Source organism: Streptomyces coeruleorubidus, assembly GCF_008705135.1.
Taxonomy (GTDB): Bacteria; Actinomycetota; Actinomycetes; order Streptomycetales; family Streptomycetaceae; genus Streptomyces; species Streptomyces coeruleofuscus.
On record NZ_CP023694.1, the window covers coordinates 2,712,985 to 2,734,401 of the forward strand.

Sequence of the window (21,417 nt, forward strand, 5' to 3'; positions counted from 1 at the left end):
CTCCTGCATGATGTGCTGCATGCGCGCTGCCCGGCTCATCAAGATGGTGCTGCTGCTCCAGTCCCGGCCCTCCATGACGGCCGCCGAGCTCGCCCGTGAGCTGGAGGTGTCGGAGCGGACGGTCACACGGGACGCCCAGGCCCTGTCGGAGGCGGGTGTGCCCGTGTACGCGGACCGGGGCCGGGCCGGCGGCTACCGGCTGGTCGGCGGGTACCGGACACGGCTGACCGGGCTGCACCGCAGCGAGGCCGAGGCGCTGTTCCTGTCCGGGGTGCCGGGGGCGCTGCGCGAGATGGGCCTGGAGGACGCCGCCTCGGCAGCCCAGCTGAAGGTGTCGGCCGCTCTGCTGCCCTCCTTGCGGGACGCGTCGAGGACGGCGGCCCAGCGGTTCCACCTGGACGCGCCGGACTGGTTCAAGGAGCCGAAGACACCCGTGCTGCTGCCGGAGGTCGCCGACGCGGTGTGGGACGACCGGCGGGTCGCCGCGCGCTACCGGCGCGGTGAGGACGAGGTCGTCCGGGAGCTGGAGCCGTACGGGCTCGTGCTGAAGGCGGGCGTCTGGTACCTGTGCGCACGGGTGGCCGGGGGCGGGTCCTTCCGGGTGTACCGAATCGACCGGTTCACGGCGGTGGACACGGCCGGGGAGCGCTTCGAGCGGGAGCCGGAGTTCGACCTGCCGGCCTTCTGGGAGGAACGGGCGGAGCAGTTCGCGCGGTCCATCCTGCGCGCCCGGGTCGTGGTCCGGCTGTCCCCCGACGGTGTGCGCCGGCTGCCGTACGCCCTCGACTCGCTGTCCGCCCGCGAGGCCCTGGCGGACGCGGACGCCCCGGACGACGACGGCTGGGTGACGGTGGCCCTTCCGGTGGAGTCCGAGGAGGTCGCCCACAGCCAGCTCACGGCGCTGGGCCCGGAGGTGGAGGTACTGGCGCCCGAGAGCCTGCGCGAGCGGTTCGCGGGGGACGCGCTGCGGCTGGCCGGGCTGTACCACCCCCAGGACGGCGTATAACGATCCCGCGCACTCCGGGTGCGCCCCTGTGCCCCAGGGCCGATGCTGGACCCGTGATGGACGAGACGGAGTTCTGGGAGCTGGTGGACGACACCCGGGAGGCCGCCGAGGGCGACCCGGAGGAGCAGGCCGACCTGCTCGTGGAGCGGCTCACGCAGAAGGACCCGGACTCGGTCCTGGACTTCGCCCGGCACTTCGAGTCCCGCTACAACCGCGCCTACCGGTGGGACCTGTGGGGGGCCGCCTGGGTGCTGCTCGACGGGGCGAGCGACGACGCCTTCGACTTCTTCCGGTGCTGGCTGATCGGTCAGGGCCGCCATGTCTTCGAGGGCGCCGTGCACGATCCGGACTCGCTCGCCGATCTGCTGGGCGACTTCGACGAGGAGATCGACGGCGACGGCGAGGAGCTCGGCTACGCGGCGGACGAGGCCTACGAGCAGCTCACCGGCACGGTCGCCCCCGATCTGGGAATCCCGCCGGCGCCCCCGGAACCCGAGGGCACGCCGCTCGACTTCGAGAACGAGGACCTGCTCGCCGAGCGCTATCCCCGGCTGTGGGATCGCTTTCGGGGCTGATCAGGCGGCCCGGCGGCGGCTCGTGTCGGACGGCGGGTACGCGTGTGTCCGGTCGGCTGTGACCGCCTGGTGCAGGGGGGCGGCGTTGGCCTGGTCGAGGGCGGACGCGGTGGCCGCGGCCGGGCCCAGGACGACGGTCGCGACCGCGCAGAGCACCGCCCAGGGGCCGCGTGTGACCCCGGCTCGGATCCCCGGGTTCCTCGTACGCCCGTTGTTCATGGTCCCCACCTCCGGTCGGCTGCCTGTGCTGGTGACCGTAGGGCGCCGGGATCTGAGGACCCTGCGCGCCGGCTGTGGCCTTCCTGTGGACCCGTCGGCCGGCCCTGCAAGCGGGCGGCCAGTCGCCTGATCTCCGGCAGCCGGGCGTGCAGGGCGGCGCCCGGGCAACTGGTCATGTAGCCGTCGTTGTGGCCGGCGAGGGCGGGCAGCTCGGCGGTGGTGCCGGCCGCGTACCGGCTCAGGCCGTTGCTGGAGACCAGACGGACGCTCGCCCGCGGGTCGGTGCCGGTCAGGCCCAGCTTCCAGGCGGACAGCGCGGCGATGGCGTGGGTCATCGCCCGGGGCACGGGCATGCCCGCGGTGAAGGTGCCGAGGGCGGCGATGCCGGTGGTGCCGTGGTTGAAACCCTGGGTGTGGGCGCCGGTGACGGCCCGTTCGACGCCGCCGGCGCGGCCCTCGTAGACGGTGCCGCAGCGGTCGACGACGAAGTTGTAGCCGATGTCGTCCCAGTCGCGGGTGCCGGTCTGGCCGGTGTAGAGGTCGCGGATGATGCGGGGCGCGTCGGCGCAGTCGTAGCCGTTCGGCGAGTCGGTGTGGTGGACGAAGACGGCGGCGACCCGGTCGTCGTAGCGGGGGCGCGGCTGCTTGCGGGCGGCGTCGCCCAGCCACTGCGATCGCGGCACGATCTGCGGGCGCGGCGCCGCGTAGGGCGTGGCGGCAGGGCGGTGCGTCGCCGTGCGGCCGCTGGTCTCGGCGGCGTGCTCGACGCCGTGGGCGCACAGCACCAGCGCCACGACGGCGGCGACGCCCGGCAGGCAGCCGAGCAGCACCCGCGCCGCGCGCGGCGGTCCGGCTATGCCGGGTGTCCCGGCGGCGCGGTGCCTGCGCGTACCCCGCCGTCTTCGCAAGACACGCATGATCCCACTGTCGGCCTGATCCGGTCCGTCCGCGATGTGTGATGTGCCACCCGGTGGAACCATCGTCACGGTCCGCGACGTTTTTCCGAGTGCACGCGCGCGTGGCCGGTTCTGATCATCCACGCGCGTGTAACTGATCACCGGGCCCTTCCCCCACGTACTTAGGGGCACTTTCAACACCCTCTAAGGGGGTTCCGAGAGAAAGAAGGCGTGCGTGGACCTGCTCGACATCCTGCTGTTGCTGGTCGTCCTGGCCTACGCGGCATCCGGCTACCGGCGCGGGCTGGTGGCCGGCTGTGTGTCGCTCGCGGGCTTCGTGGGCGGTGCGGTCGTCGGCGTGTGGATCCTGCCGTGGGTGATGGACCTGGTGCCGCCGGCCACGACGCGCGCGACGGTGACGGCGGTGCTCACGGTGCTGCTCCCGGCGGTGGTGGGGCACGAGCTGGCGGGGCGCCTCGCGCTCAGGCTGCGGCGGGAGCTGGACCGGGGTCCGCTTCGCGTGGCGGACGGGATCGGCGGGGCGGTGGCCAACGCGGTCGCGGTCCTCATCGTGGCGTGGGTGGCCGCGAGCGTCCTGGGCGCTTCCTCGTCGCCGCTGGTCACCTCGGCGATCCGGGACTCGCGGCTGCTCGGCGCCGTGCAGCGGACGATGCCGGACACCACGCCGGCCTGGTTCTCGGGTGCCACGTCCGCGCTGACCGAGGCGGGCTTCCCGCAGGTCTTCAACCCCTTCGAGAACGAGTCGACCGCCGAGGTCGCCGAGCCCTCCGGCGACAGCGTCACGGCGGCCGCCACCAACGCCGCCAAGCTGAGCACGGTCAAGGTCGAGGGCGTCGCGGGCACCCAGGGCCGCGAGGGCAGCGGGTTCGTGTACGCGCGGGAGCACGTGATGACCAACGCCCACGTAGTGGCGGGCATCGACGAGCCGACCGTGCAGATAGGCGGGGTCGGGCGGACGTACGAGGCGCGGGTGGTGCTCTTCGACCCGCAGAAGGACGTGGCCGTGCTGTACGTGCCGGGTCTCAAGGCGCCCGTGCTCCGCTTCGACGACCAGGCCCGGCGCGGCGACTCGGCGGTCGTCGCGGGCTATCCGCAGGACGGCGACCTGAACCTCCAGGCGGCGACGGTCGCGAACCGGGTCCGGGCGACGGGCCAGAACATCTACAACGACGACACCGTCACCCGCGAGATCTACTCGATCCGCTCCACCGTCCGCCCCGGCAACTCCGGCGGCCCCCTCCTCACCACGGACGGCCGCGTCTTCGGCGTGGTCTTCGCCCGCTCCACCTCCGACGCCGAGACGGGCTACGTGCTGACGGCGGCCGAGGTCTCCTCCGACGCCGAGCGTGCGGCGAGCGCGACGGCGCCGGTGGACACGGGCGAGCTGGCCGAGTCCTGAGGATCGTCCGAGCTCAGAGGGAGCGCCCCATCAGCACATCGTCGACGTACGTCCCGTCGAGCAGGAACTCCTCGGGCAGGATCCCCTCCACCACGAATCCCTCGGCCTCGTAGAGCCCCCGGGCCGGGGTGTTGTGGGCGAGGACGCGCAGGGTGAGGCGGCGGGCGCCGCGCCGGCGGGCCTCGTCCACGGCGGCCCGGACCAGCGCCCGCCCGACACCCCGGCCGCGCACCTCCTCCGAGACGGCGAGGCCCTGGATCTGCCGGACGTGCCGGTTCGCCTCGACCGGCGTCGGGAAGCCGAGATGTACGTAGCCCGCCAGGCGGTCACCGAGTTCGGCGACCAGGCAGTCCTCGGGGGTGTGCCGCTCGCTGAAGAACGGCGGGTACGGCGGCTGCGGCCGGGGCATCACCGCGTGCAGGTGCGACCACGCGAGACGGTCCAGCAGCGCCAGCCCTTCGCCGTCATCGGGCACGGCGGTGCGGATACGGAGTTCGCTGCGCTCGGGCATGGGCGTCACCCTAGGTCGCAGGACCGTGGCCCGACAGGGGATTCAGGCGGCTGCCGGGCAGGATGGGCACATGGAACGCTCACGTATCGCAGTGGCCGGCGCCTCCGGCCTCATCGGCGGCGCCCTGGCGCGATCCCTGGCCGCGGACGGGCACGAGGTGGTGCGCCTCGTGCGCCGTACGCCCCGGACGGCGGACGAGGTCCGGTGGGATCCCGAGGGCGGGCGCGCGGACGCGGCCGGGCTCGCCGGGTGCGACGCGGTGGTGAACCTGGCCGGCGCGGGGGTCGGCAACCGCCGCTGGACGGACGCCTACAAGCAGCGGATCCGCGACAGCAGGGTGAACGGCACGGCGGCGCTCGCCCGGGCGGTCGCCTCGCTGGACGAGAAGGACCGGCCGCGGGTCTTCGTGAACGGCAGCGCCATCGGCTACTACGGCGAGACCGGGGACCGGGCCGTCGACGAGAGCGCGCCGGCGGGCGAGGGCTTCCTGCCCGAGCTGTGCGTGGAGTGGGAGGCCGCCACCACACCCGCCCAGGAGGCCGGCGTGCGCACGGTGTTCACCAGGACCGGGCTGGTCGTGTCCCGTGAGGGCGGTGCCTGGGGGCGGCTGTTCCCGCTGTTCCGGGCCGGGCTCGGCGGGCGGATGGGCGACGGGCGGCAGTACTGGTCGTTCGTCGCGCTGCACGACGAGGTCGCCGCGATCCGGCATCTCATCGACACCGACGGCCTGTCCGGACCGTTCAACATCACCGCCCCGAACCCCCTGACGAACCGTGAGATCACGGCCGTGATGGGGCGCGTGCTGCACCGCCCGACGCTGTTCGCCGTGCCCGCGCCCGTCCTGCGGAACGTGCTCGGTGAGATGGCCGGGGATGTGCTCGGCAGCGCCCGGATCCTGCCCACGCGACTGCTGGAGTCGGGGTTCCGGTTCGCCTTCCCGGAGATCGAGGGGGCGATCCGGGCGGCGTTGTGACGGGCCCCCGGGACGGCGACCGACGGTTCCGAGACAACCTTCCGCGCCGCACACCAGCCCCCTGTGACCACTTCACGCCCAGAAGACCTCCGTATGCGACCGCTGTGCGACCGTGCCCTGCCGATGCGCGACTCCCCCTGACCGATCGCGGCCCTACCCTCGACCAGAACTCGCGTATCCCTGGGGCCTGTTGAGGGCATGACGTCTCCAGCGCCCGCGCAACCTCGAGGAGGGGCACGTGCTTGAGCCCGCTTACCAGGCGGACGTGGTCGTCGTGGGGGCCGGGGTCGCCGGACTCTCGGCCGCGCACCGGCTGACCAGCGCAGGAGTGACGACCATGGTCCTGGAGGCCGCCCACGGGGTGGGCGGCCGCATGGCGACGGAGAAGGTGGACGGCTTCCGGCTCGACAGAATCGGCCAGTTGCTGTCCACGGCATACCCGGAACTACGGCTGACACCCGGCCTCGGCACCCTCGTGCTGCGCCCCTTCGCGCCCGGTGTCCTGCTGTACGGCGACGGACGGCACCATCGCGCGGGCGTCCAGGCGGGCACAGGGGGCGCGCGGGGCGCACTACACGCGGTGCGCGCCCTGGCGAGCGCCCCCCGGTCGCCGTCCGCGCCCAGGCCGCCCAGGAGGCCGGTGGCGGTTCCCGGACGGCAGGTCTCCGTGCCCCGGAGCCGGTCCGGTGCCCCGCTGGGCACGGCGGTCGACCAGGCCCGCCTGGGAGCCGCTCTGACCCGGCTTGCGGGCACCCCGGCCGAACGGCTGCTGGCCCGCCCGGAACTGCCCGCCGGCGAGGCCCTGGCGGCCCGCGGGCTGCCCGCCCGGACGATCGACGGCTTCCTGCGTCCGCTGCTCGCCGCGCTGCTGTGCGACCCGGACCTGACGACGTCCAGCCGGTGCGCGGACCTCGCGCTGCGCGCCTTCGCGAGCGGCCGGCTGTGCCTGCCGGAGGGCGGCGCCGAGGCCCTGCCTGAGCTGCTGGCCCGGATGTTGCCGGCCGGCACGGTGCACACGGGCGTGCGCGTCACCTCCGTGGCGACGACCTCGGTGACCACCGCCGAGCACGGTGAGATCCGGTGCCGGGCGGTGCTGGTGGCGACGGACGCGAGGGCCGCGGCCGAGCTCCTGCCCGGGCTGCGGGTGCCGGAGTTCCATCCGGTGACGGTCGTCCACCACACGACCGACGAGCCGCCGGGGACGGGGGCGTCGCTGTTGCTCGACGCGGACCTGGGTGGGCCGGTCGCGCATACGGCGGTGGTCAGCCAGATCGATCCGTCCCGGGCTCCGGCGGGGCGGGCGCTGGTGTCCTCGACGGTGCTGGGGCGGCCGCCGGGGGATGTGGACACGGCCGTGCGGATGCATCTGGCGCGGCTGTACGGGGTGTCGACGGCCCGGTGGGAGACGTTGGGTGTGTACCGGACGGCGGAGGCCGTGCCGGCGATGCGGCCGCCGCATGATCTGCGGCGGCCGGTGCGGTTGTTGGCCGGGCTGTACGTGTGTGGGGATCACCGGGATACCAGTACTGTCCAGGGCGCTCTGCACTCCGGGCATCGGGCATCCGCGGCGATCTTGGCGGACTTGGGGGCGGGGCGGTCGATGCATGTTGCCGACCCTGTGCCGACCGTGCCCCGGGCTGCATAGGTATTTCGTCGGGTGCGGGCGCGTGGGGGTTGTTCGCGCAGTTCCCCGCGCCCCTAAGGGCCTCTACCCAAGGGCCGCTACCTTGTCGCGGTAAGTCCGCACCGGTGCCGCGTCCTTGTACGGCTCCAATCGCCGCTCGAAGTCCCTCACATACTCCACCGCCCGTACCGAGCGCATCTCCGCCGCCTGCCCCGCCGCCTCCGCGGCCAGTTGGCAGGCCTGGTCGAGTTCGCCGAGGCCGAGGCGGGCGGTGGCGAGGACGACGCGGCAGAAGAGGCGGCTGCGGGCGTAGGACGGGGCGCGGAGCTGGAGTGAGCGTTCCGCGTGCTGGGCGGCGGCGCGGAACTGCTGAAGGTCCCGGTGGCAGTGCCCGAACTCGTCGGCGAGCTGCGCCTCGTCGAAGAACTTCGCCCAGTGCGGTACGTCGTCCCCCGGCCGGGCCGTCTCCAGGGCGCGCTCGGCGCGGACCAGTGCGGCCGTGCAGGCCCGCACCTCGCCGAGCACGCCGTGTCCGCGCGCCTCGGAGCAGTGCAACAGGGCCTGCACGACGGGCGGCGCGGAGGTGCCGACACCCTGCTGGGCCACACGCGCGAGCTGCACCGCCTCCCGCCCGTGCCCGAGGTAGACGGCCTGCCGGCTCATGGTGACCAGCACGTACGCCCCGTACGTCCGGTCCCCGGCCGCCTGGGCGAGCCGGAGCGCCTGCACGAAGTAGCGCTGGGCGAGGCCGTGCGCGGCGATGTCGTACGACGTCCAGCCCGCGAGCCGGGTCAGGTCGGCGGCGGCGGCGAACAGCCGGCGGCCGGTCTGCTCGCCGTAGGTGCCGCGCAGCATGGGCTCGCACTCGTGCTCCAGATAGCGCACGAGGGCCTGGCGGGCGTGGCCGCCGCCGTAGGCGTCGTCGAGAGTGCGGAACAGCTCGCCGACCGAGCGCAGGGCGGCGATGTCGCCGGCGGTCACCTTCTGGCCGGGTCCGCGTTCGGCCTGCCCCCGCTGGCGGGGCGGGGACGGCACGCCCGGCTCGGCCGGGGGCCGCAGGGCGGTGCGGCCCTGGGCCGGGATGCGGGCGGCGGGCGGCTCCCCGCGGGCCACCTTCTCGTCGGCCCGGCCGATCAGCCAGTCCCGGCTGGGCACGACGAGCCCGGCCGGTGTGAAGGCGATCTTGCGCAGCTCGGCGTGGCTGCCGGAGTCCTTGCGCCACAGCCCGCTGACGATGTCGACGGCCTCCTCGGGGGTGGACGCGAACTCCAGCCCCGCGTAGACGGGCGCGCAGGCGTCCAGGCCGAGGTCCTGGGCGGTGAGGCGGCGGCCCAGGCGCCGGGTGAAGACCTCGGCGATCAGCGCGGGCGTGGTACCCCTGGGCTGCTGGCCGCGCAGCCACCGGGTGACGGATGTCTTGTCGTATCTCAGGTCGAGCCCGTGTTCGAGACCGAGCTGATCCACGCGACGGGCGAGACCCGCGTTGGAGAACCCCGCTTCTGCGATGAGCGCGGCGAGCTGTCGGTTGGGGGTGCGCTGCGCGGGTCGTTCCGTCATGGTGCGGTGCGGTCTCCTGCCTTCCGGTGTGGGTGATCTGCCGGATTGCCTGTGAGCAGGCCTTATGGCTTGCTGGACGGCGCGAATGTAGCGGAGAGTAAACACCCCATCACACATTTTCGCGGACATTCATCCGATCGTGTGAGGATTGCCCCCAGGACTGACGCGTCCGGGCCGGACGTACAGTGGCTTGGGCGCGATACGTGCCTGACACACCCGTCCGAGGGAGGCGCTTGCCGTGAGTGGGTTGCGGTTCGTCCGCATGGGGTTCGGTGACGAGGCCGTCGAGTACCGGGAGGCGTGGGACGAGCAGCGCCGGGTGCACGCGGCGCGCTTCGCGGACGAGGTCCCCGACACCGTGCTGCTCCTGGAGCATCCCCCTGTCTACACGGCGGGACGGCGCACGGCGGACAACGAGCGGCCCCTCGACGGCACGCCGGTCGTCGACGTGGACCGCGGAGGCAAGATCACCTGGCACGGCCCCGGCCAGCTCGTGGGCTACCCGATCCAGAAGCTCCCGCGCCCGGTGGATGTCGTGGCCCACGTACGCCGCCTCGAAGAGGCCCTGATCCGCACCTGCGCGGAGTTCGGTCTGGAGACCACCCGGGTCGAGGGCCGCAGCGGGGTGTGGGTCCTGGGCGATCCGGTCGAGCAGCGCCCGGCGCTGGGGGGCCTGGCCCTGGACTTCGACCCGCGGCTGCACGACGAGGAGTTCGACCCGCGCCTGAACGGCCCGGAGTACGCGCCCTCCAACGCGGGTCAGCGCCGCGAGGACCGCAAGATCGCCGCGATCGGCATCCGCGTGGCCAAGGGCGTCACCATGCACGGCTTCGCGCTCAACGTGAACCCGGACAACAAGTGGTTCGACCGGATCATCCCGTGCGGCATCCGTGACGCGGGGGTCGCCTCCCTGGCGAACGAACTGGGTCGCGACGTCACGATCGAGGAGGTCCTGCCGGTCGTCGAGCGGCACCTGAGGGACGTCCTGGAGAACGCCGAGCTGAAGCCCCGGGAGATCGAGAAGACACCGGCGGCATAAAACGGGCTGTGGAGGGGCTGGCACCCACACAGGCTTTCAAATCAACGGGCGTACCCTTGAGGACGCCGAAGAATCAATCGCTAGGGAGCCGGTCGTGTCCGCAGTCGCACCCGACGGACGCAAGATGCTGCGCCTGGAGGTCCGCAACAGCCAGACCCCCATCGAGCGCAAGCCCGAGTGGATCAAGACCCGGGCGAAAATGGGCCCCGAGTACACCAAGATGCAGAACCTCGTGAAGAGCGAGGGCCTGCACACGGTCTGCCAGGAAGCCGGCTGCCCCAACATCTACGAGTGCTGGGAGGACCGCGAGGCCACGTTCCTCATCGGCGGCGACCAGTGCACGCGGCGCTGTGACTTCTGCCAGATCGACACCGGCAAGCCCGAGGCGCTCGACCGCGACGAGCCCCGCCGCGTGGGCGAGTCGGTGGTCACCATGGACCTGAACTACGCCACGATCACCGGCGTCGCCCGCGACGACCTGGAGGACGGCGGCGCCTGGCTGTACGCGGAGACGGTCCGCCAGATCCACCAGCAGACGGCCGAGCGCGAGGCCGGCCGGACGAAGGTCGAGCTGCTCGCGCCCGACTTCAACGCCGTCCCGGAGCTGCTCGAGGAGGTCTTCTCCTCCCGTCCCGAGGTCTTCGCGCACAACGTCGAGACGGTCCCGCGGATCTTCAAGCGGATCCGCCCCGGCTTCCGCTACGAGCGCTCCCTGAAGGTCATCACCGAGGCCCGCGACTACGGCCTGGTCACCAAGTCGAACCTCATCCTCGGCATGGGCGAGACCCGTGAGGAGGTCAGCGAGGCGCTGAAGCAGCTGCACGAGGCGGGCTGCGAGCTGGTCACCATCACGCAGTACCTGCGGCCCTCCGTGCGCCACCACCCGGTGGAGCGCTGGGTCAAGCCGCACGAGTTCGTGGAGCTCAAGGAGGAGGCCGAGCAGATCGGCTTCTCCGGTGTGATGTCGGGCCCGCTGGTGCGGTCCTCGTACCGCGCCGGGCGGCTCTACCAGATGGCCATGGAGCAGCGGGACGCGCGCATCGCGGCCCAGGCGGTCTGACGAACCGTCACCGTTCTTCCCCATGAAGAGTGGGACAAGCGTGTGAATTCGCGCACAAGAACCTACCCGCCGGTAGCGACCGATTTGACGCGGTCCTGACCGTCCTCGCAGATGAGGGCACATGTCAGGACCGCGTCGCCGTTCGACGGTTCCCAACCAGGGCTTCATGGGTGTTTGACCGGCCGGTCATGCCCTGGTAACACCAATCAGTGACGCTGAACTCACAGCACGTACACCGCTCCCGAGGGGGGACCTCACCCATGCAGGCCGCGCCCGTTCGCGCCACCGCGATTCCGTCCTTCACCACCGCCCTGCGTGCCGTCGAGTCGCTGCTGCTGAGCAGCGGTCAGCGCACCGCCCGCCGCAACGCCTGGACCTCCGTGCTGGAGGACCGCCGTCGCGCCAAGGACCGGGTCGAGGCGCAGCGCGTCCTCGATCAGTCCGTCTCCCGGTCCCTCTCCGTCCACCCCTGAGGCCCGCCCCCCCTCCCCCGCGAGCGCTCCCGCGGACACTGCCGTCGAAGGCGCTTGTGGGGCCACGTAGACTTCGGGTCATGGCGAGGAAGGAAACCGCAGCGGACGCTGCGAACCCCGGGCGACTGAAGCAGATCGCCCTGACCTACAAGATGACCCGCAGGGCCGACAAGAAGATCGGTCTTGTACTCGCGACAGTCGGAATCGTCACCTTCGGTGTCTTCCTCGCGATCGGTTTCTTGATCGGTCACCCCATCTATGCCGGCATCCTGGGCCTCCTGCTCGCCTTCCTCGCGACGGCGATCGTGTTCGGGCGCCGGGCCGAGCGGGCCGCCTTCGGGCAGATGGAAGGCCAGCCCGGTGCCGCGGCGGCGGTGCTCGACAACATCGGCCGGGGGTGGACGACGACCCCCGCGGTGGCGATGAACCGCAACCAGGACGTGGTGCACCGCGCGGTCGGCAAGGCCGGCATCGTGCTGGTCGCCGAGGGCAACCCGAACCGGGTGAAGTCCCTGCTCGCCGCCGAGAAGAAGAAGATGAACCGCATCGTCGCGGACGTCCCGGTGCACGACTTGGTCGTGGGCACGGGCGAGGGCCAGGTCGAGCTGAAGAAGCTGCGCACGACCATGCTGAAGCTGCCCCGCGTGCTGACCGGCCCGCAGGTCACCGCCACCAACGACCGGCTGCGTGCCCTGGGCGACCTGATGAGCAACATGCCGCTGCCGAAGGGGCCGATGCCCAAGGGCATGCGGATGCCGAAGGGCGGCGGGCCGAAGGCGCGCTGACGACCCGCACACCACATGAGTGAAGGGGCGGCCGGAGTGATCCGGCCGCCCCTTCACTCATGTCCGTTCGTTCATGTCCGTTCGTGCGTGTCAGATGCGGACCTCGACCGTGCCCGCCAGCCGGTCGTGCAGGCCACGGCCGTCGCGGTCCCAGATCAGGGCGGGGATCGCGAGGAAGAGCAGGACCGTGCGCAGCACCGCGCGCCACGGGCTGACGCGGCCGGTGTCCAGGGCGAGCACCCGCAGGCCGAGGAGCCGCTTGCCCGGTGTGAAGCCGACCGTGCCGACCGTGAGCACCATCAGGGCGAACATGATGAGCGGTGCCCAGATCTGGGCCGCTTCGTTGTAGCTCTGGGTGATGAGACCGTATGCGATCAGGAGGCTCAGGCCCCAGTCCACGGCGAGGGCGCCGAGCCGCCGCCCCGGGCGGGCGATCGAGCCGGGTCCCTCCTCGGGCAGACCGAGCTGCTCACCCCGGTATCCGAAGTCGACACCGGCCTCTTCCGCGGCCGCGCGGGGCCCGGAAAGCCACGATCCGAGTGCTTGCCTGTTGTCCACCCGTCCACGGTACTGCGCCCGGAAATGACCAGGGCACGGCGGGGTGCGTCGGGGCTACGGTGGAAGGTGAGCCGGTTAACTTGTGCGAAACAAATGAGTCACGCCCGAGAAACCACCCGTCCCTAGGGTCGAGGTCAGCGTGTGCCACCCGCACTGGCCGCACGAACGAACTACCACCCCGGCGGGACGGTCGGGAGTAGGAGGAGCTGGATGTTCCAGAACGCCGACGAGGCCAAGAAGTTCATCGCGGACGAGGACGTCAAGTTCATCGACGTCCGCTTCTGCGACCTGCCGGGCGTGATGCAGCACTTCACCGTGCCTGCTGAGGCGTTCGACGCGGACGAGGAGCTGGCCTTCGACGGCTCGTCCATCCGCGGCTTCCAGGCCATTCACGAGTCCGACATGGCGCTGCGCGCCGACCTGTCGACCGCCCGTGTCGACCCGTTCCGCCGTGACAAGACGCTGAACATCAACTTCTTCATCCACGACCCGATCACGGGCGAGCAGTACTCCCGTGACCCGCGCAACGTGGCGAAGAAGGCCGAGGCCTACCTGGCCTCCACCGGTATCGCGGACACGGCGTACTTCGGTCCCGAGGCCGAGTTCTACGTCTTCGACTCCGTCCGCTTCGCGACCACCGCGAACGAGTCCTTCTACCACATCGACTCCGAGGCCGGCGCCTGGAACACCGGCGCCCTCGAGGACAACCGTGGTTACAAGGTCCGCTACAAGGGCGGCTACTTCCCGGTCCCGCCGGTCGACCACTTCGCCGACCTGCGCGCCGAGATCTCCCTGGAGCTGAACCGCGCCGGCCTTCAGGTCGAGCGCCAGCACCACGAGGTGGGCACCGCCGGCCAGGCCGAGATCAACTACAAGTTCAACACGCTGCTTGCCGCCGCCGACGACCTCCAGCTCTTCAAGTACATCGTGAAGAACGTGGCGTGGAAGAACGGCAAGACGGCGACCTTCATGCCGAAGCCGATCTTCGGTGACAACGGCTCGGGCATGCACGTCCACCAGTCCCTGTGGACGGGCGGCTCCCCGCTCTTCTACGACGAGGCCGGTTACGCGGGCCTGTCGGACACCGCCCGCTACTACATCGGCGGCATCCTCAAGCACGCCCCGTCGCTGCTGGCCTTCACCAACCCGACGGTGAACTCGTACCACCGCCTGGTCCCCGGCTTCGAGGCCCCGGTGAACCTGGTCTACTCGCAGCGCAACCGCTCCGCGGCCATGCGTATCCCGATCACGGGCTCGAACCCGAAGGCCAAGCGCGTCGAGTTCCGCGCGCCCGACTCCTCCGGCAACCCGTACCTGGCGTTCTCGGCGCTGCTGCTCGCGGGCCTGGACGGCATCAAGAACAAGATCGAGCCGGCCGAGCCGATCGACAAGGACCTGTACGAGCTGGCTCCCGAGGAGCACGCGGGCGTCCCGCAGGTCCCGACCTCGCTCCCGGCCGTCCTCGACTCCCTCGAGGCCGACCACGAGTTCCTCCTCCAGGGCGACGTGTTCACGCCGGACCTGATCGAGACGTGGATCGACTACAAGCGCACGAACGAGATCGCGCCGCTTCAGCTGCGTCCGCACCCGCACGAGTTCGAGCTGTACTTCGACGTGTGATCGACGCCTGATCGAGACACCACGACCGCGCCCTCGCTGCCCGTACGGACAGCGAGGGCGCGGTCGTATGTTCTATTCTGCTGGCAGGACCCACACGGGGGTGGAGAGGGAATGCCCGAGCACGAACAGGACGGCCAGGAGCGCGAGTTCGACCTCAGATGGGCGGACAGCGCCGAGCACAAGGAGCCCTCCGCGCGGGCCCGAATGCTCGCCGCGCGCTGGAAGCACAATCCGCCCGGGCCCGTGCCCTTCCGGCCCGAGCCCGACCACAGGGGGTCTGGTCGTCGGTCGCGCTCGTCGTGGGTGTCGACGGTCGTGGTGCTCGGCTGTGTGGCCGCGGTGATCGTGCTGCTCGGGTACATCAACTTCCGGGCGCCGTACTAGAGCCTGCGCGGGGCCGGTCAGGCGGCGGCTGCTAGCGTCCGGCCACGTGGATGACGGTGTGTACGTGGGCAACGCGGGCACGGACGCGGCGCTGGACCGGGGGTGGCTCCTCGGGCACTTCAAGGACGTCGGCGATCCGCGCCACAGCGAGGCCGTCGAGGTCAAGTGGGGTGTCCACCCGGCCGGTGACGAACGGTCGCAGTGGGTGCGGGGTGAGGAGCGGACCGCGCTGCTGGTTCTCGTCAGTGGGCGGTTCCGGGTGGAACTCCCCGGCCGCAGTGTCCTGCTGGAGCGGCAGGGGGACTACGTCGTGTGGGGGCGCGGGGTCGATCACTCCTGGTTCGCCGAGGAGGAGTCGGTGGTGCTGACGGTCCGGTGGCCGTCCGTGCCCGGGTACGCGGTGGCCGGAGACGGCTGACGGCTGACGGCTTTGCCTGGCCCAGGGGTGATCGCGACCCGTTCATGGGCGGGGGCGGGTGCACACTGGCAGAGGGACGAGTGCCTGACTGCGGGGTGATGCAGATGCACAGCCGTTTCCGGAGCGACCGGCGGTTGACCACCCGTATGGGGATCACACTGTTCCTGCTCGGGCTGGTGTACGTGGGGTTCGTCGCGGCGCTGATCGTGCTGCTGAAGTCGTGGGTGCTGGTCGTGGTCGTCGCGGCGGCGGTGCTCGGGGCCCAGTACTGGTTCTCGGACCGGGTCGCGCTGTTCGGGATGCGCGGGCGGGTCGTGGAGCGCGAGGAGTATCCCGAGCTGCACGGGGTCGTGGACCGGCTGTGCGCCATCGCGGACATGCCCAAGCCGGTGGTGGCCGTGTCCGATATGGACATGCCGAACGCGTTCGCGACGGGGCGGAACCCCGACCATGCCGTGGTCTGTGTGACGACCGGGCTGCTCAGGCGCCTGGAGCCGGCCGAGCTGGAGGGCGTGCTCGCGCACGAGTTGTCGCACGTGGCGCACAAGGACGTCGCGGTGATCACGGTCGCCTCGTTCCTCGGTGTGCTCGCGGGGCTGATCGTGCGGTTCGCCTTCTACTCTCAGTTGTTCGGCGGGGGCCGCAGGGACCAGAACACGGCGGTGGTCTTCGCCGCGGTGATGGGCGTGTCGGCGGCCGTGTACGCGGTGAGCTTCCTGCTCATCCGGTCCCTGTCCCGGTACCGGGAGCTGGCCGCGGACCGCGCGGCCGCGCTGCTCACCGGCCGGCCCTCGGCGCTGGCCTCCGCCCTCACCAAGGTGTCGGGGGACATCGCCCGCATCCCGACGAAGGACCTGCGCACGGCCCAGGCGTTCAACGCCTTCTACTTCACTCCGGCGCTGGGCCGCGAGCCCGGTGTCGCGCGGCTCTTCTCGACGCATCCGAGCCTGGAGCAGCGGCTCGACCAGCTGGGCCGGATCTCCGCCGAGCTGGGCGAGGCGGCGGCGCCCGGAGGGGTGTGAGCGGGGATGGGGCTGCTGGACATTCTGCTCGGCCGGACCAAGCCGGTCGCGCCGGATCTCGACCGGCTCTTCGCGCTGCCGTCGGCAGCCGTGACGCTGGAGGCCGCGGCGGGCTTCACCCCGACCGGGCAGGGCGCGGTGTGCTTCGCCACGGTCGAGGGCGCGGCCTTCGAGCAGACTCACCGCGAGGTGCGGGCGCTGCTGGACGCGGACCGCGACCGCGACGGCCCGCCGGTGGAACTGCGGCAGGACGACTACGGCTACTCCTGGCTGGTCTCGCACCGCGCCCCCGACCAGCTCGCACCGCTGGTGACGGACCTGCACGCCGTGAACAGCCAGATGGAGGTGAACGGGTTCGGCCCCCAACTGCTGTGCTCCCTGGCCGGGTTCGGGGACCGGTCGGGCCGGCGGCTCGCGCTGGTCTACCTCTACAAGCGCGGCACCTTCTACCCGTTCGCGCCCCTGCGGGGAGAACCCCAGCGGCGTGACAACGCGCTGGAGCTCCAAGTGCGGGCGGCGATCGCCGGCGACCTGCCGATCGAGCAGGACCTGGGTCGCTGGTTCCCGGTGTGGGGAGCGCCGGGTCTGTGATCGACCCGTGTGATTGGCCCGTGTGATTGCCCTGTGTGATCGCCCTGTGTGATCACCCCTCACAAGGCCCGGCCGCGTGAATGAATGGCCGTATGAGTGAGCTGATCCCCTTCACACATGCCGTCGACGGTGAACGACTCAGCGGGCTGTCCGGCGGCACCGGCCCGGGTGAGCCGGCCAGGGCGACCGCCGTACTGCTGCACGGCGCGGGCAACGGCAGCAAGGAGCGGCTGCTGCCGTTGCTGTCGGAGTTCGCCGCGCACGGCTGCCACGCCCTCGCCTTCGACTTCTCCGGGCACGGGGAGAGCACCGGCCTGCTGCCCGAGCTGAGCCTGCGCCGCCGCTTCGAGCAGGCCGTGTCCGTCATCGACGCGCACGCGCGCGTGGACGGGCCGCTGGTCCTCGTCGGCTTCAGCATGAGCGGCCAGACGGTGGCCGATCTCGTCCGGCACTACGGGGACCGGGTGGCGGCACTGGGGCTGTGCGCGCCGGCGGTGTACGCGGCTCAGGCGTGGGACGTGCCGTTCGGTGCGGGTGACGGGCGGTTCAGCGAGATCATCCGGCGGCCCGGAAGCTGGCGGGAGTCGCCCGCGCTCGACGTCCTGAGGAGGTACGAGGGGCGAGCGGTGCTGGCGGTGCCGGGCACGGACGAGGTCATCCCGCCCGCCGTGACGGAGGCCGTCTCGGAGGCGCTGGCCCGGAGCGCCCAGTTCACCCACTGGGAACTCCCGGAGGCGGAGCACCGGTTGGGCCTGTGGTTCCGCGACCACCCCGGCGATGTGCGGGAGTTCGTCACGGCTGTTCTGGCCGGGCTGGGTGAGCAGGGCTGGACGGCCACGCGCGCGTGGGTGGCCAAGGAGCTGCCGGAGGGCCGTACGGTCGACAAGTCGGCTTTCCTGAGCGGTGGTTGGAGCGCCCAGATGCGGCGGCTCACCCTCGACGACGGCACCGAGCTGGCGCTGCGGACCTTCGTGAAGCCCTTCTTCCGGCGGCACGCGCCCGGGCTGCTGGCCCGCGAGGCGGAGATTCTCACGCTCTTGGCGGAGCAGGAGGGCGTGCCGGCCGCCGAGCTGATCGGCGTGGACGCGACCGCCGAGCACTGCGACCATCCGTCCCTGCTGATGTCCGCACTGCCTGGCCGGGTCCGGGTGGACGAGGAGGACCTCGACCCGCGGGTGGACCTGCTGGCGGCCCAGCTCGCCCGGATCCACCGGGTCGTCCCCGAGCAGCGTCCGCGGCTGTACCAGGCCTGGACGTCCCCTGAGCGGGTGCTCGCGCCCGAGGGTGCGCTGTGGGAACGAGCGGTGGACGTGATCCGCCGCGACCCACCGCCGTACGAGGGCTGCTTCCTGCACCGCGACTTCCATCCGGGCAACGTGCTGTTCACCGGCTCGGGGGCCGGCCTGCGGATCAGCGGTGTCGTCGACTGGGTGGAGACCTCGTGGGGTCCCGCCGACCTGGACGTCGCCCACTGCTCGACGGCCCTCGCGCTGTTGTACGGCTCGGAGTGCGGCCTCGGTTTCCGGGAGCGCTACGAGGCCCACGGCGGCCACCGGCAGGCCGACGGCTCGGACCACCTGTACTGGCGGCTGCTCGACGCCCTGGCCTACGCCCCCGACGCGGTGAAGCTGGCGGGCCCGTGGCGGGAGCTGGGCCGGATCGATCTGACGCCGGAGGTGCTGGCCGGGCGGCTGGAGGCGTATGTGGCCGGCCTGCTGGAGCGGTACGCCTGAGAGGCGGTGGTGGTGCGGGTGACGGCCGATTGTCAGTGGTGTTCGCGATGATGCGGTCGGATCGGAGCGATGGCCGGAGCGATGTGACGACTGGAGGCCGGTATGGGCGGTAGGGCGCAGCGGTACATCGGGGTGGCGGAGCGGCGGGCCCGGCTCGCGTCGCGGCAGCGGCTGGCCGGGCAGGCGCGGGCGGGAACTCCCGAGGAGGTCGCCGGTTCGCTCGTCGCCCTGCACGGCACGGACCCGGCTGCGGTGTACCTGGCCGTGGGCGCGCGGCTGGCGGACCCCGCGAGGACGGTGGCGGAGACCGGGCGCGCCCTGTACGACGACCGTTCCCTGGTGCGGATGCACGGCATGCGGCACACGGTGTTCGTGTTCCCCACGGCCCTCACCGCCGTCGTGCACGCCTCGACCGGCCTGGCGGTCGCCGCCCGGGAGCGGGCCGCGCTGCTCAAGGACATGGCGGCGGCCGGGGCGCCGGACGCGGCCTGGCTGAAGGAGGTCGAGGATGCGGCGCTGGCGGCACTCGCCCGGCGCGGGCAGGCCACGGCCTCCGAACTCGCCCAGGACGAGCCGCGGTTGCGGGAGCAGTTCGTGTACGCGGCCGGCAAGAGCTACGAGGGCCTGCACACGGTCTCGACCCGGCTGCTGAGGGTGCTGGGCGTCGAGGGGAAGGTCGTACGCGGCCGGCCGCTCGGCTCCTGGACGTCCAGCCAGTTCCGCTGGGCGGTGGCGCCCGAGCACCCCGAACTGGACCCGGCGCAGGCGCAGGCGGAGTTGCTGGGACTGTGGCTCGCGGCGTGCGGTCCGGCGACCGAGGCCGATCTGAAGTGGTGGACGGGATGGCGCGTGACGGACGTCCGCCGGGCGCTGTCCGCGATCGGGGCGCAGCCGGTGTCGCTGGACGAGGGCACGGGATACGTGACCGACGGCGACGTCGACGAGGTGACCGCGCCCGGCGAGCCCTGGGCCGCACTGCTGCCCGCCCTCGACCCGACGGCGATGGGGTGGCAGCAGCGCGACTGGTATCTCGCGCCGGAACTGCGGCCCCGGCTGTTCGACCGCAGCGGGAACGTCGGGCCGACGGTGTGGTGGAACGGCCGCGTGGTCGGCGGGTGGGCCCAGCGGCCCGGCGGGGAGATCGTCTGGCGGATCCTCGACGAGGAGGGGGTGGGCCGGGAGGCGCTCGCCGCGATCGAGAAGGAAGCGGAGCGGCTGAGCGGGTGGGTGGGGACGACCAGGATCACACCCCGCTTCCGGACACCACTGGAGAAGGAGCTGGCGGCGTAGCCAGAAGGGGCGTCGGGCCTTCGCGAGGTGGGGCGCCGGCCTTCGCGGCGTGGGGCGTCGGGCCTTCGCGAGGTGGGGAGCCGACCTTCACGGCGTGGGGCGCCGGGTCTTCTCGGCGTGGAGCGCCGGGTCTCCGCGGCGTGGGCCGCCGAGTGTCCGCGCGTGGGCCGCCGGGTGTCAGCGGCGTGGAGCGCCGGGTGTCCGCGGTGGAGCGCCGGGTCTTTTCGGCGTGGAGCGCAACCGGTGCCCGCGCTCCGCAGCGTGTGGGGCGCCAGGTCTCCGCGGCGTGGAGCCGGCCCCGCGCGGCGTGGAGCGCCGGCCCCCGCGGCGTGGAGCGCCGGCCCCCGCGGCGTGGGGCGCCGGGACTCCGCGGCGTGGAGCGCCGGGTCTTTTCGGCGTGGAGCGCAACCGATGCCCGCGCTCCGCGGCGTGTGGGGCGCCAGGTCTCCGCGGCGTGGAGCCGGCCCCGCATGGCGTGGAGCGCCGGTCCCCGCGGCGTCAGGGCCGTGCGTAGACCCCCGCCCGCGCCGCGGTCCCCTACGAGCGGCAGGAGGGCTTCGCCCGCCTGAATCCGCCGGTGTTCGCGGCACCGGGCCGTGCGGCATGACGAAGCGCCGGGCACCCCGCGGACAGGGCACCCGGCGCTCGGAATCGGGTCAGGTCAGCGCGCGTACCGCATGAGCGCCCTCACCATGTGGCACGTCGTGTCCGACGGCGGGTGGACGCCGATCAGTTCCGCCGTGTCGCGGATCGTCTCGTTGCGGGCCTGGTTCGGCATGTAGACGCCGGAGTCGAGCAGGGCGATGGCAAGGCGCATCGCCTTGAGGCGACGGTTGTGCGTGACGTACCACTCGCGCGGACGGCCCGGCGGCAGCGGCCGCTTCTCCACGGGCACGTACGGCAGGTCGAGCAGGACGGGGCGCTTCGCGGTGGACTGGGTGGGCAGCGGCTTCGGCTTGAGTGCGGCAGCGGGCACAGGCATCCTCCTGTCGCGGTGAGGGCGGCTCACCGGGGTCCTCGGCGACCCCGGCGCCACCCTCGAACACTGCTTCTATTCTACTGCCCACCACTGACAAAAGGCCCTGGCCACAAGGCCTTTCGGGGGTGCCGTGACACAAGTGGAGAACGAGTTTCGAGCCACGCTCCCCGGCGTCACGGGGGCGTACCGTGGGGCCATGGAGATCTGGATCAACCCGGCCTGTTCGAAGTGCCGCAGTGCCGTGCAGCTGCTCGACGCCGAGGGCGCCGACTACACCGTCCGCCGCTACCTGGAGGACGTGCCGAACGAGGACGAGATCCGGGGCGTGCTGGACCGGCTCGGACTGGAGCCCTGGGACATCACCCGCACCCAGGAGCCCGCCGCCAAGGAACTCGGCGTCAAGGACTGGCCCCGCGACGCGAGTGCGCGGGAACGGTGGATCAAGGCCCTCGCCGAGCATCCCAAGCTGATCCAGCGGCCGATCATCACGGCGGACGACGGTACGGCGGTGGTCGCGCGCACCGACGAGGCCGTACGAGATGCCCTCTCCCGGTAGAGGCCCCCAGGAGATCTCCTTCTTGTGTGACGGACGTTACTTCAGTGACTCCTGTAACCGCTGAGTAACCTCGTTCGGTATCTCGTACATAGCGACGTACGCTCCCCTACCTCTTTCAGGAGGCGCGC

23 protein-coding genes are annotated in these 21,417 nt (G+C 72.0%); 17 read left to right on the top strand and 6 right to left on the bottom strand.

What is annotated here, in order from left to right; translation table 11 throughout:
- Positions 1–19: 19 nt before the first annotated feature.
- Both CP976_RS12600 and CP976_RS12605 read left to right on the top strand, forming a co-directional pair.
- Positions 20–1,006 (top strand): helix-turn-helix transcriptional regulator, encoded by a 987-nt coding sequence (locus tag CP976_RS12600; protein WP_150480439.1) that lies wholly within the window; start codon positions 20–22, stop codon positions 1,004–1,006.
- 56 nt (positions 1,007–1,062) lie between these two features.
- Complete coding sequence (locus CP976_RS12605) at positions 1,063–1,581, top strand: DUF4240 domain-containing protein (protein WP_150485322.1); 519 nt, start codon at positions 1,063–1,065, stop codon at positions 1,579–1,581.
- Here the strand turns inward: CP976_RS12605 and CP976_RS12610 are convergent, their stop codons facing one another.
- Both CP976_RS12610 and CP976_RS12615 read right to left on the bottom strand, forming a co-directional pair.
- Positions 1,582–1,800, bottom strand: a complete 219-nt coding sequence (locus tag CP976_RS12610; protein ID WP_150480440.1) for a hypothetical protein — start codon at positions 1,798–1,800, stop codon at positions 1,582–1,584.
- Positions 1,797–2,630 carry a peptidoglycan recognition protein family protein gene (locus CP976_RS12615; RefSeq protein ID WP_150485323.1) on the bottom strand — a complete coding sequence of 278 codons (834 nt, stop codon included), beginning with the start codon at positions 2,628–2,630 and terminating at the stop codon, positions 1,797–1,799. The genes CP976_RS12610 and CP976_RS12615 overlap by 4 nt, the downstream gene beginning before the upstream one ends.
- Before the next feature lie 301 nt (positions 2,631–2,931).
- Here CP976_RS12615 and CP976_RS12620 point away from each other — a divergent pair, with 301 nt between their 5' ends.
- Positions 2,932–4,116, top strand: coding sequence for a MarP family serine protease (locus CP976_RS12620; protein ID WP_150480441.1), 1,185 nt, complete (start codon positions 2,932–2,934; stop codon positions 4,114–4,116).
- 13 nt (positions 4,117–4,129) lie between these two features.
- Here CP976_RS12620 and CP976_RS12625 read toward each other — a convergent pair whose 3' ends face one another.
- Positions 4,130–4,627 (bottom strand): GNAT family N-acetyltransferase, encoded by a 498-nt coding sequence (locus CP976_RS12625; protein ID WP_150480442.1) that lies wholly within the window; start codon positions 4,625–4,627, stop codon positions 4,130–4,132.
- Positions 4,628–4,697: 70 nt separating this feature from the next.
- Here CP976_RS12625 and CP976_RS12630 point away from each other — a divergent pair, with 70 nt between their 5' ends.
- A complete protein-coding gene (locus tag CP976_RS12630) occupies positions 4,698–5,600 on the top strand; it encodes a TIGR01777 family oxidoreductase (protein ID WP_150480443.1) in 903 nt (300 codons plus the stop codon).
- 238 nt (positions 5,601–5,838) lie between these two features.
- On the top strand, positions 5,839–7,245 hold the full coding sequence (locus CP976_RS12635) for an NAD(P)/FAD-dependent oxidoreductase (protein ID WP_150480444.1): 1,407 nt from the start codon (positions 5,839–5,841) through the stop codon (positions 7,243–7,245).
- 63 nt (positions 7,246–7,308) lie between these two features.
- Here the strand turns inward: CP976_RS12635 and CP976_RS12640 are convergent, their stop codons facing one another.
- Positions 7,309–8,781 carry an NsdA family TPR-like regulatory protein gene (locus CP976_RS12640; protein ID WP_150480445.1) on the bottom strand — a complete coding sequence of 491 codons (1,473 nt, stop codon included), beginning with the start codon at positions 8,779–8,781 and terminating at the stop codon, positions 7,309–7,311.
- A gap of 238 nt (positions 8,782–9,019) precedes the next feature.
- Between CP976_RS12640 and lipB the strand changes: the two genes are divergently transcribed.
- The 4 genes from lipB (at position 9,020) to CP976_RS12660 (ending at position 12,138) form a co-directional block, all read left to right on the top strand.
- Positions 9,020–9,820, top strand: a complete 801-nt coding sequence (lipB, locus tag CP976_RS12645; RefSeq protein ID WP_150480446.1) for a lipoyl(octanoyl) transferase LipB — start codon at positions 9,020–9,022, stop codon at positions 9,818–9,820.
- Positions 9,821–9,914: 94 nt separating this feature from the next.
- Positions 9,915–10,880: a lipoyl synthase gene (gene lipA / locus CP976_RS12650; RefSeq protein ID WP_150480447.1), complete on the top strand. Its 966-nt coding sequence runs from the start codon at positions 9,915–9,917 to the stop codon at positions 10,878–10,880.
- A gap of 260 nt (positions 10,881–11,140) precedes the next feature.
- Positions 11,141–11,353 carry an SCO2195 family GlnR-regulated protein gene (locus CP976_RS12655; protein WP_059413702.1) on the top strand — a complete coding sequence of 71 codons (213 nt, stop codon included), beginning with the start codon at positions 11,141–11,143 and terminating at the stop codon, positions 11,351–11,353.
- Positions 11,354–11,433: 80 nt separating this feature from the next.
- Positions 11,434–12,138, top strand: coding sequence for a DUF4191 domain-containing protein (locus CP976_RS12660; RefSeq protein WP_150480448.1), 705 nt, complete (start codon positions 11,434–11,436; stop codon positions 12,136–12,138).
- 90 nt (positions 12,139–12,228) lie between these two features.
- Here the strand turns inward: CP976_RS12660 and CP976_RS12665 are convergent, their stop codons facing one another.
- Positions 12,229–12,696 carry an RDD family protein gene (locus CP976_RS12665; RefSeq protein ID WP_010037124.1) on the bottom strand — a complete coding sequence of 156 codons (468 nt, stop codon included), beginning with the start codon at positions 12,694–12,696 and terminating at the stop codon, positions 12,229–12,231.
- Positions 12,697–12,906: 210 nt separating this feature from the next.
- On the opposite strand from CP976_RS12665, the gene glnA reads away from it, so the two are divergent.
- The 7 genes from glnA (at position 12,907) to CP976_RS12700 (ending at position 19,754) form a co-directional block, all read left to right on the top strand.
- Positions 12,907–14,316 carry a type I glutamate--ammonia ligase gene (glnA, locus tag CP976_RS12670; RefSeq protein ID WP_086854677.1) on the top strand — a complete coding sequence of 470 codons (1,410 nt, stop codon included), beginning with the start codon at positions 12,907–12,909 and terminating at the stop codon, positions 14,314–14,316.
- A gap of 111 nt (positions 14,317–14,427) precedes the next feature.
- Entirely contained in the window at positions 14,428–14,700 is a 273-nt protein-coding gene (locus CP976_RS12675) for an SCO2583/SCO2584 N-terminal domain-containing protein (RefSeq protein ID WP_150480449.1), read from the top strand.
- A gap of 46 nt (positions 14,701–14,746) precedes the next feature.
- Positions 14,747–15,118 (top strand): cupin domain-containing protein, encoded by a 372-nt coding sequence (locus CP976_RS12680; protein WP_150480450.1) that lies wholly within the window; start codon positions 14,747–14,749, stop codon positions 15,116–15,118.
- A 104-nt stretch (positions 15,119–15,222) separates the two neighbouring features.
- Entirely contained in the window at positions 15,223–16,140 is a 918-nt protein-coding gene (gene htpX / locus CP976_RS12685) for a zinc metalloprotease HtpX (protein ID WP_150480451.1), read from the top strand.
- Positions 16,141–16,146: 6 nt separating this feature from the next.
- Positions 16,147–16,731, top strand: coding sequence for a PspA-associated protein PspAB (gene pspAB, locus CP976_RS12690; RefSeq protein WP_150480452.1), 585 nt, complete (start codon positions 16,147–16,149; stop codon positions 16,729–16,731).
- Positions 16,732–16,823: 92 nt separating this feature from the next.
- Entirely contained in the window at positions 16,824–18,464 is a 1,641-nt protein-coding gene (locus tag CP976_RS12695; protein ID WP_229875255.1) for an alpha/beta fold hydrolase, read from the top strand.
- 102 nt (positions 18,465–18,566) lie between these two features.
- Positions 18,567–19,754 (top strand): winged helix DNA-binding domain-containing protein, encoded by a 1,188-nt coding sequence (locus CP976_RS12700; protein ID WP_150480454.1) that lies wholly within the window; start codon positions 18,567–18,569, stop codon positions 19,752–19,754.
- 661 nt (positions 19,755–20,415) lie between these two features.
- Here CP976_RS12700 and CP976_RS12705 read toward each other — a convergent pair.
- Positions 20,416–20,730: a hypothetical protein gene (locus CP976_RS12705; RefSeq protein ID WP_150480455.1), complete on the bottom strand. Its 315-nt coding sequence runs from the start codon at positions 20,728–20,730 to the stop codon at positions 20,416–20,418.
- Positions 20,731–20,929: 199 nt separating this feature from the next.
- On the opposite strand from CP976_RS12705, the gene CP976_RS12710 reads away from it, so the two are divergent.
- Positions 20,930–21,289, top strand: coding sequence for an arsenate reductase family protein (locus tag CP976_RS12710; protein WP_150480456.1), 360 nt, complete (start codon positions 20,930–20,932; stop codon positions 21,287–21,289).
- Positions 21,290–21,417: the final 128 nt, after the last annotated feature.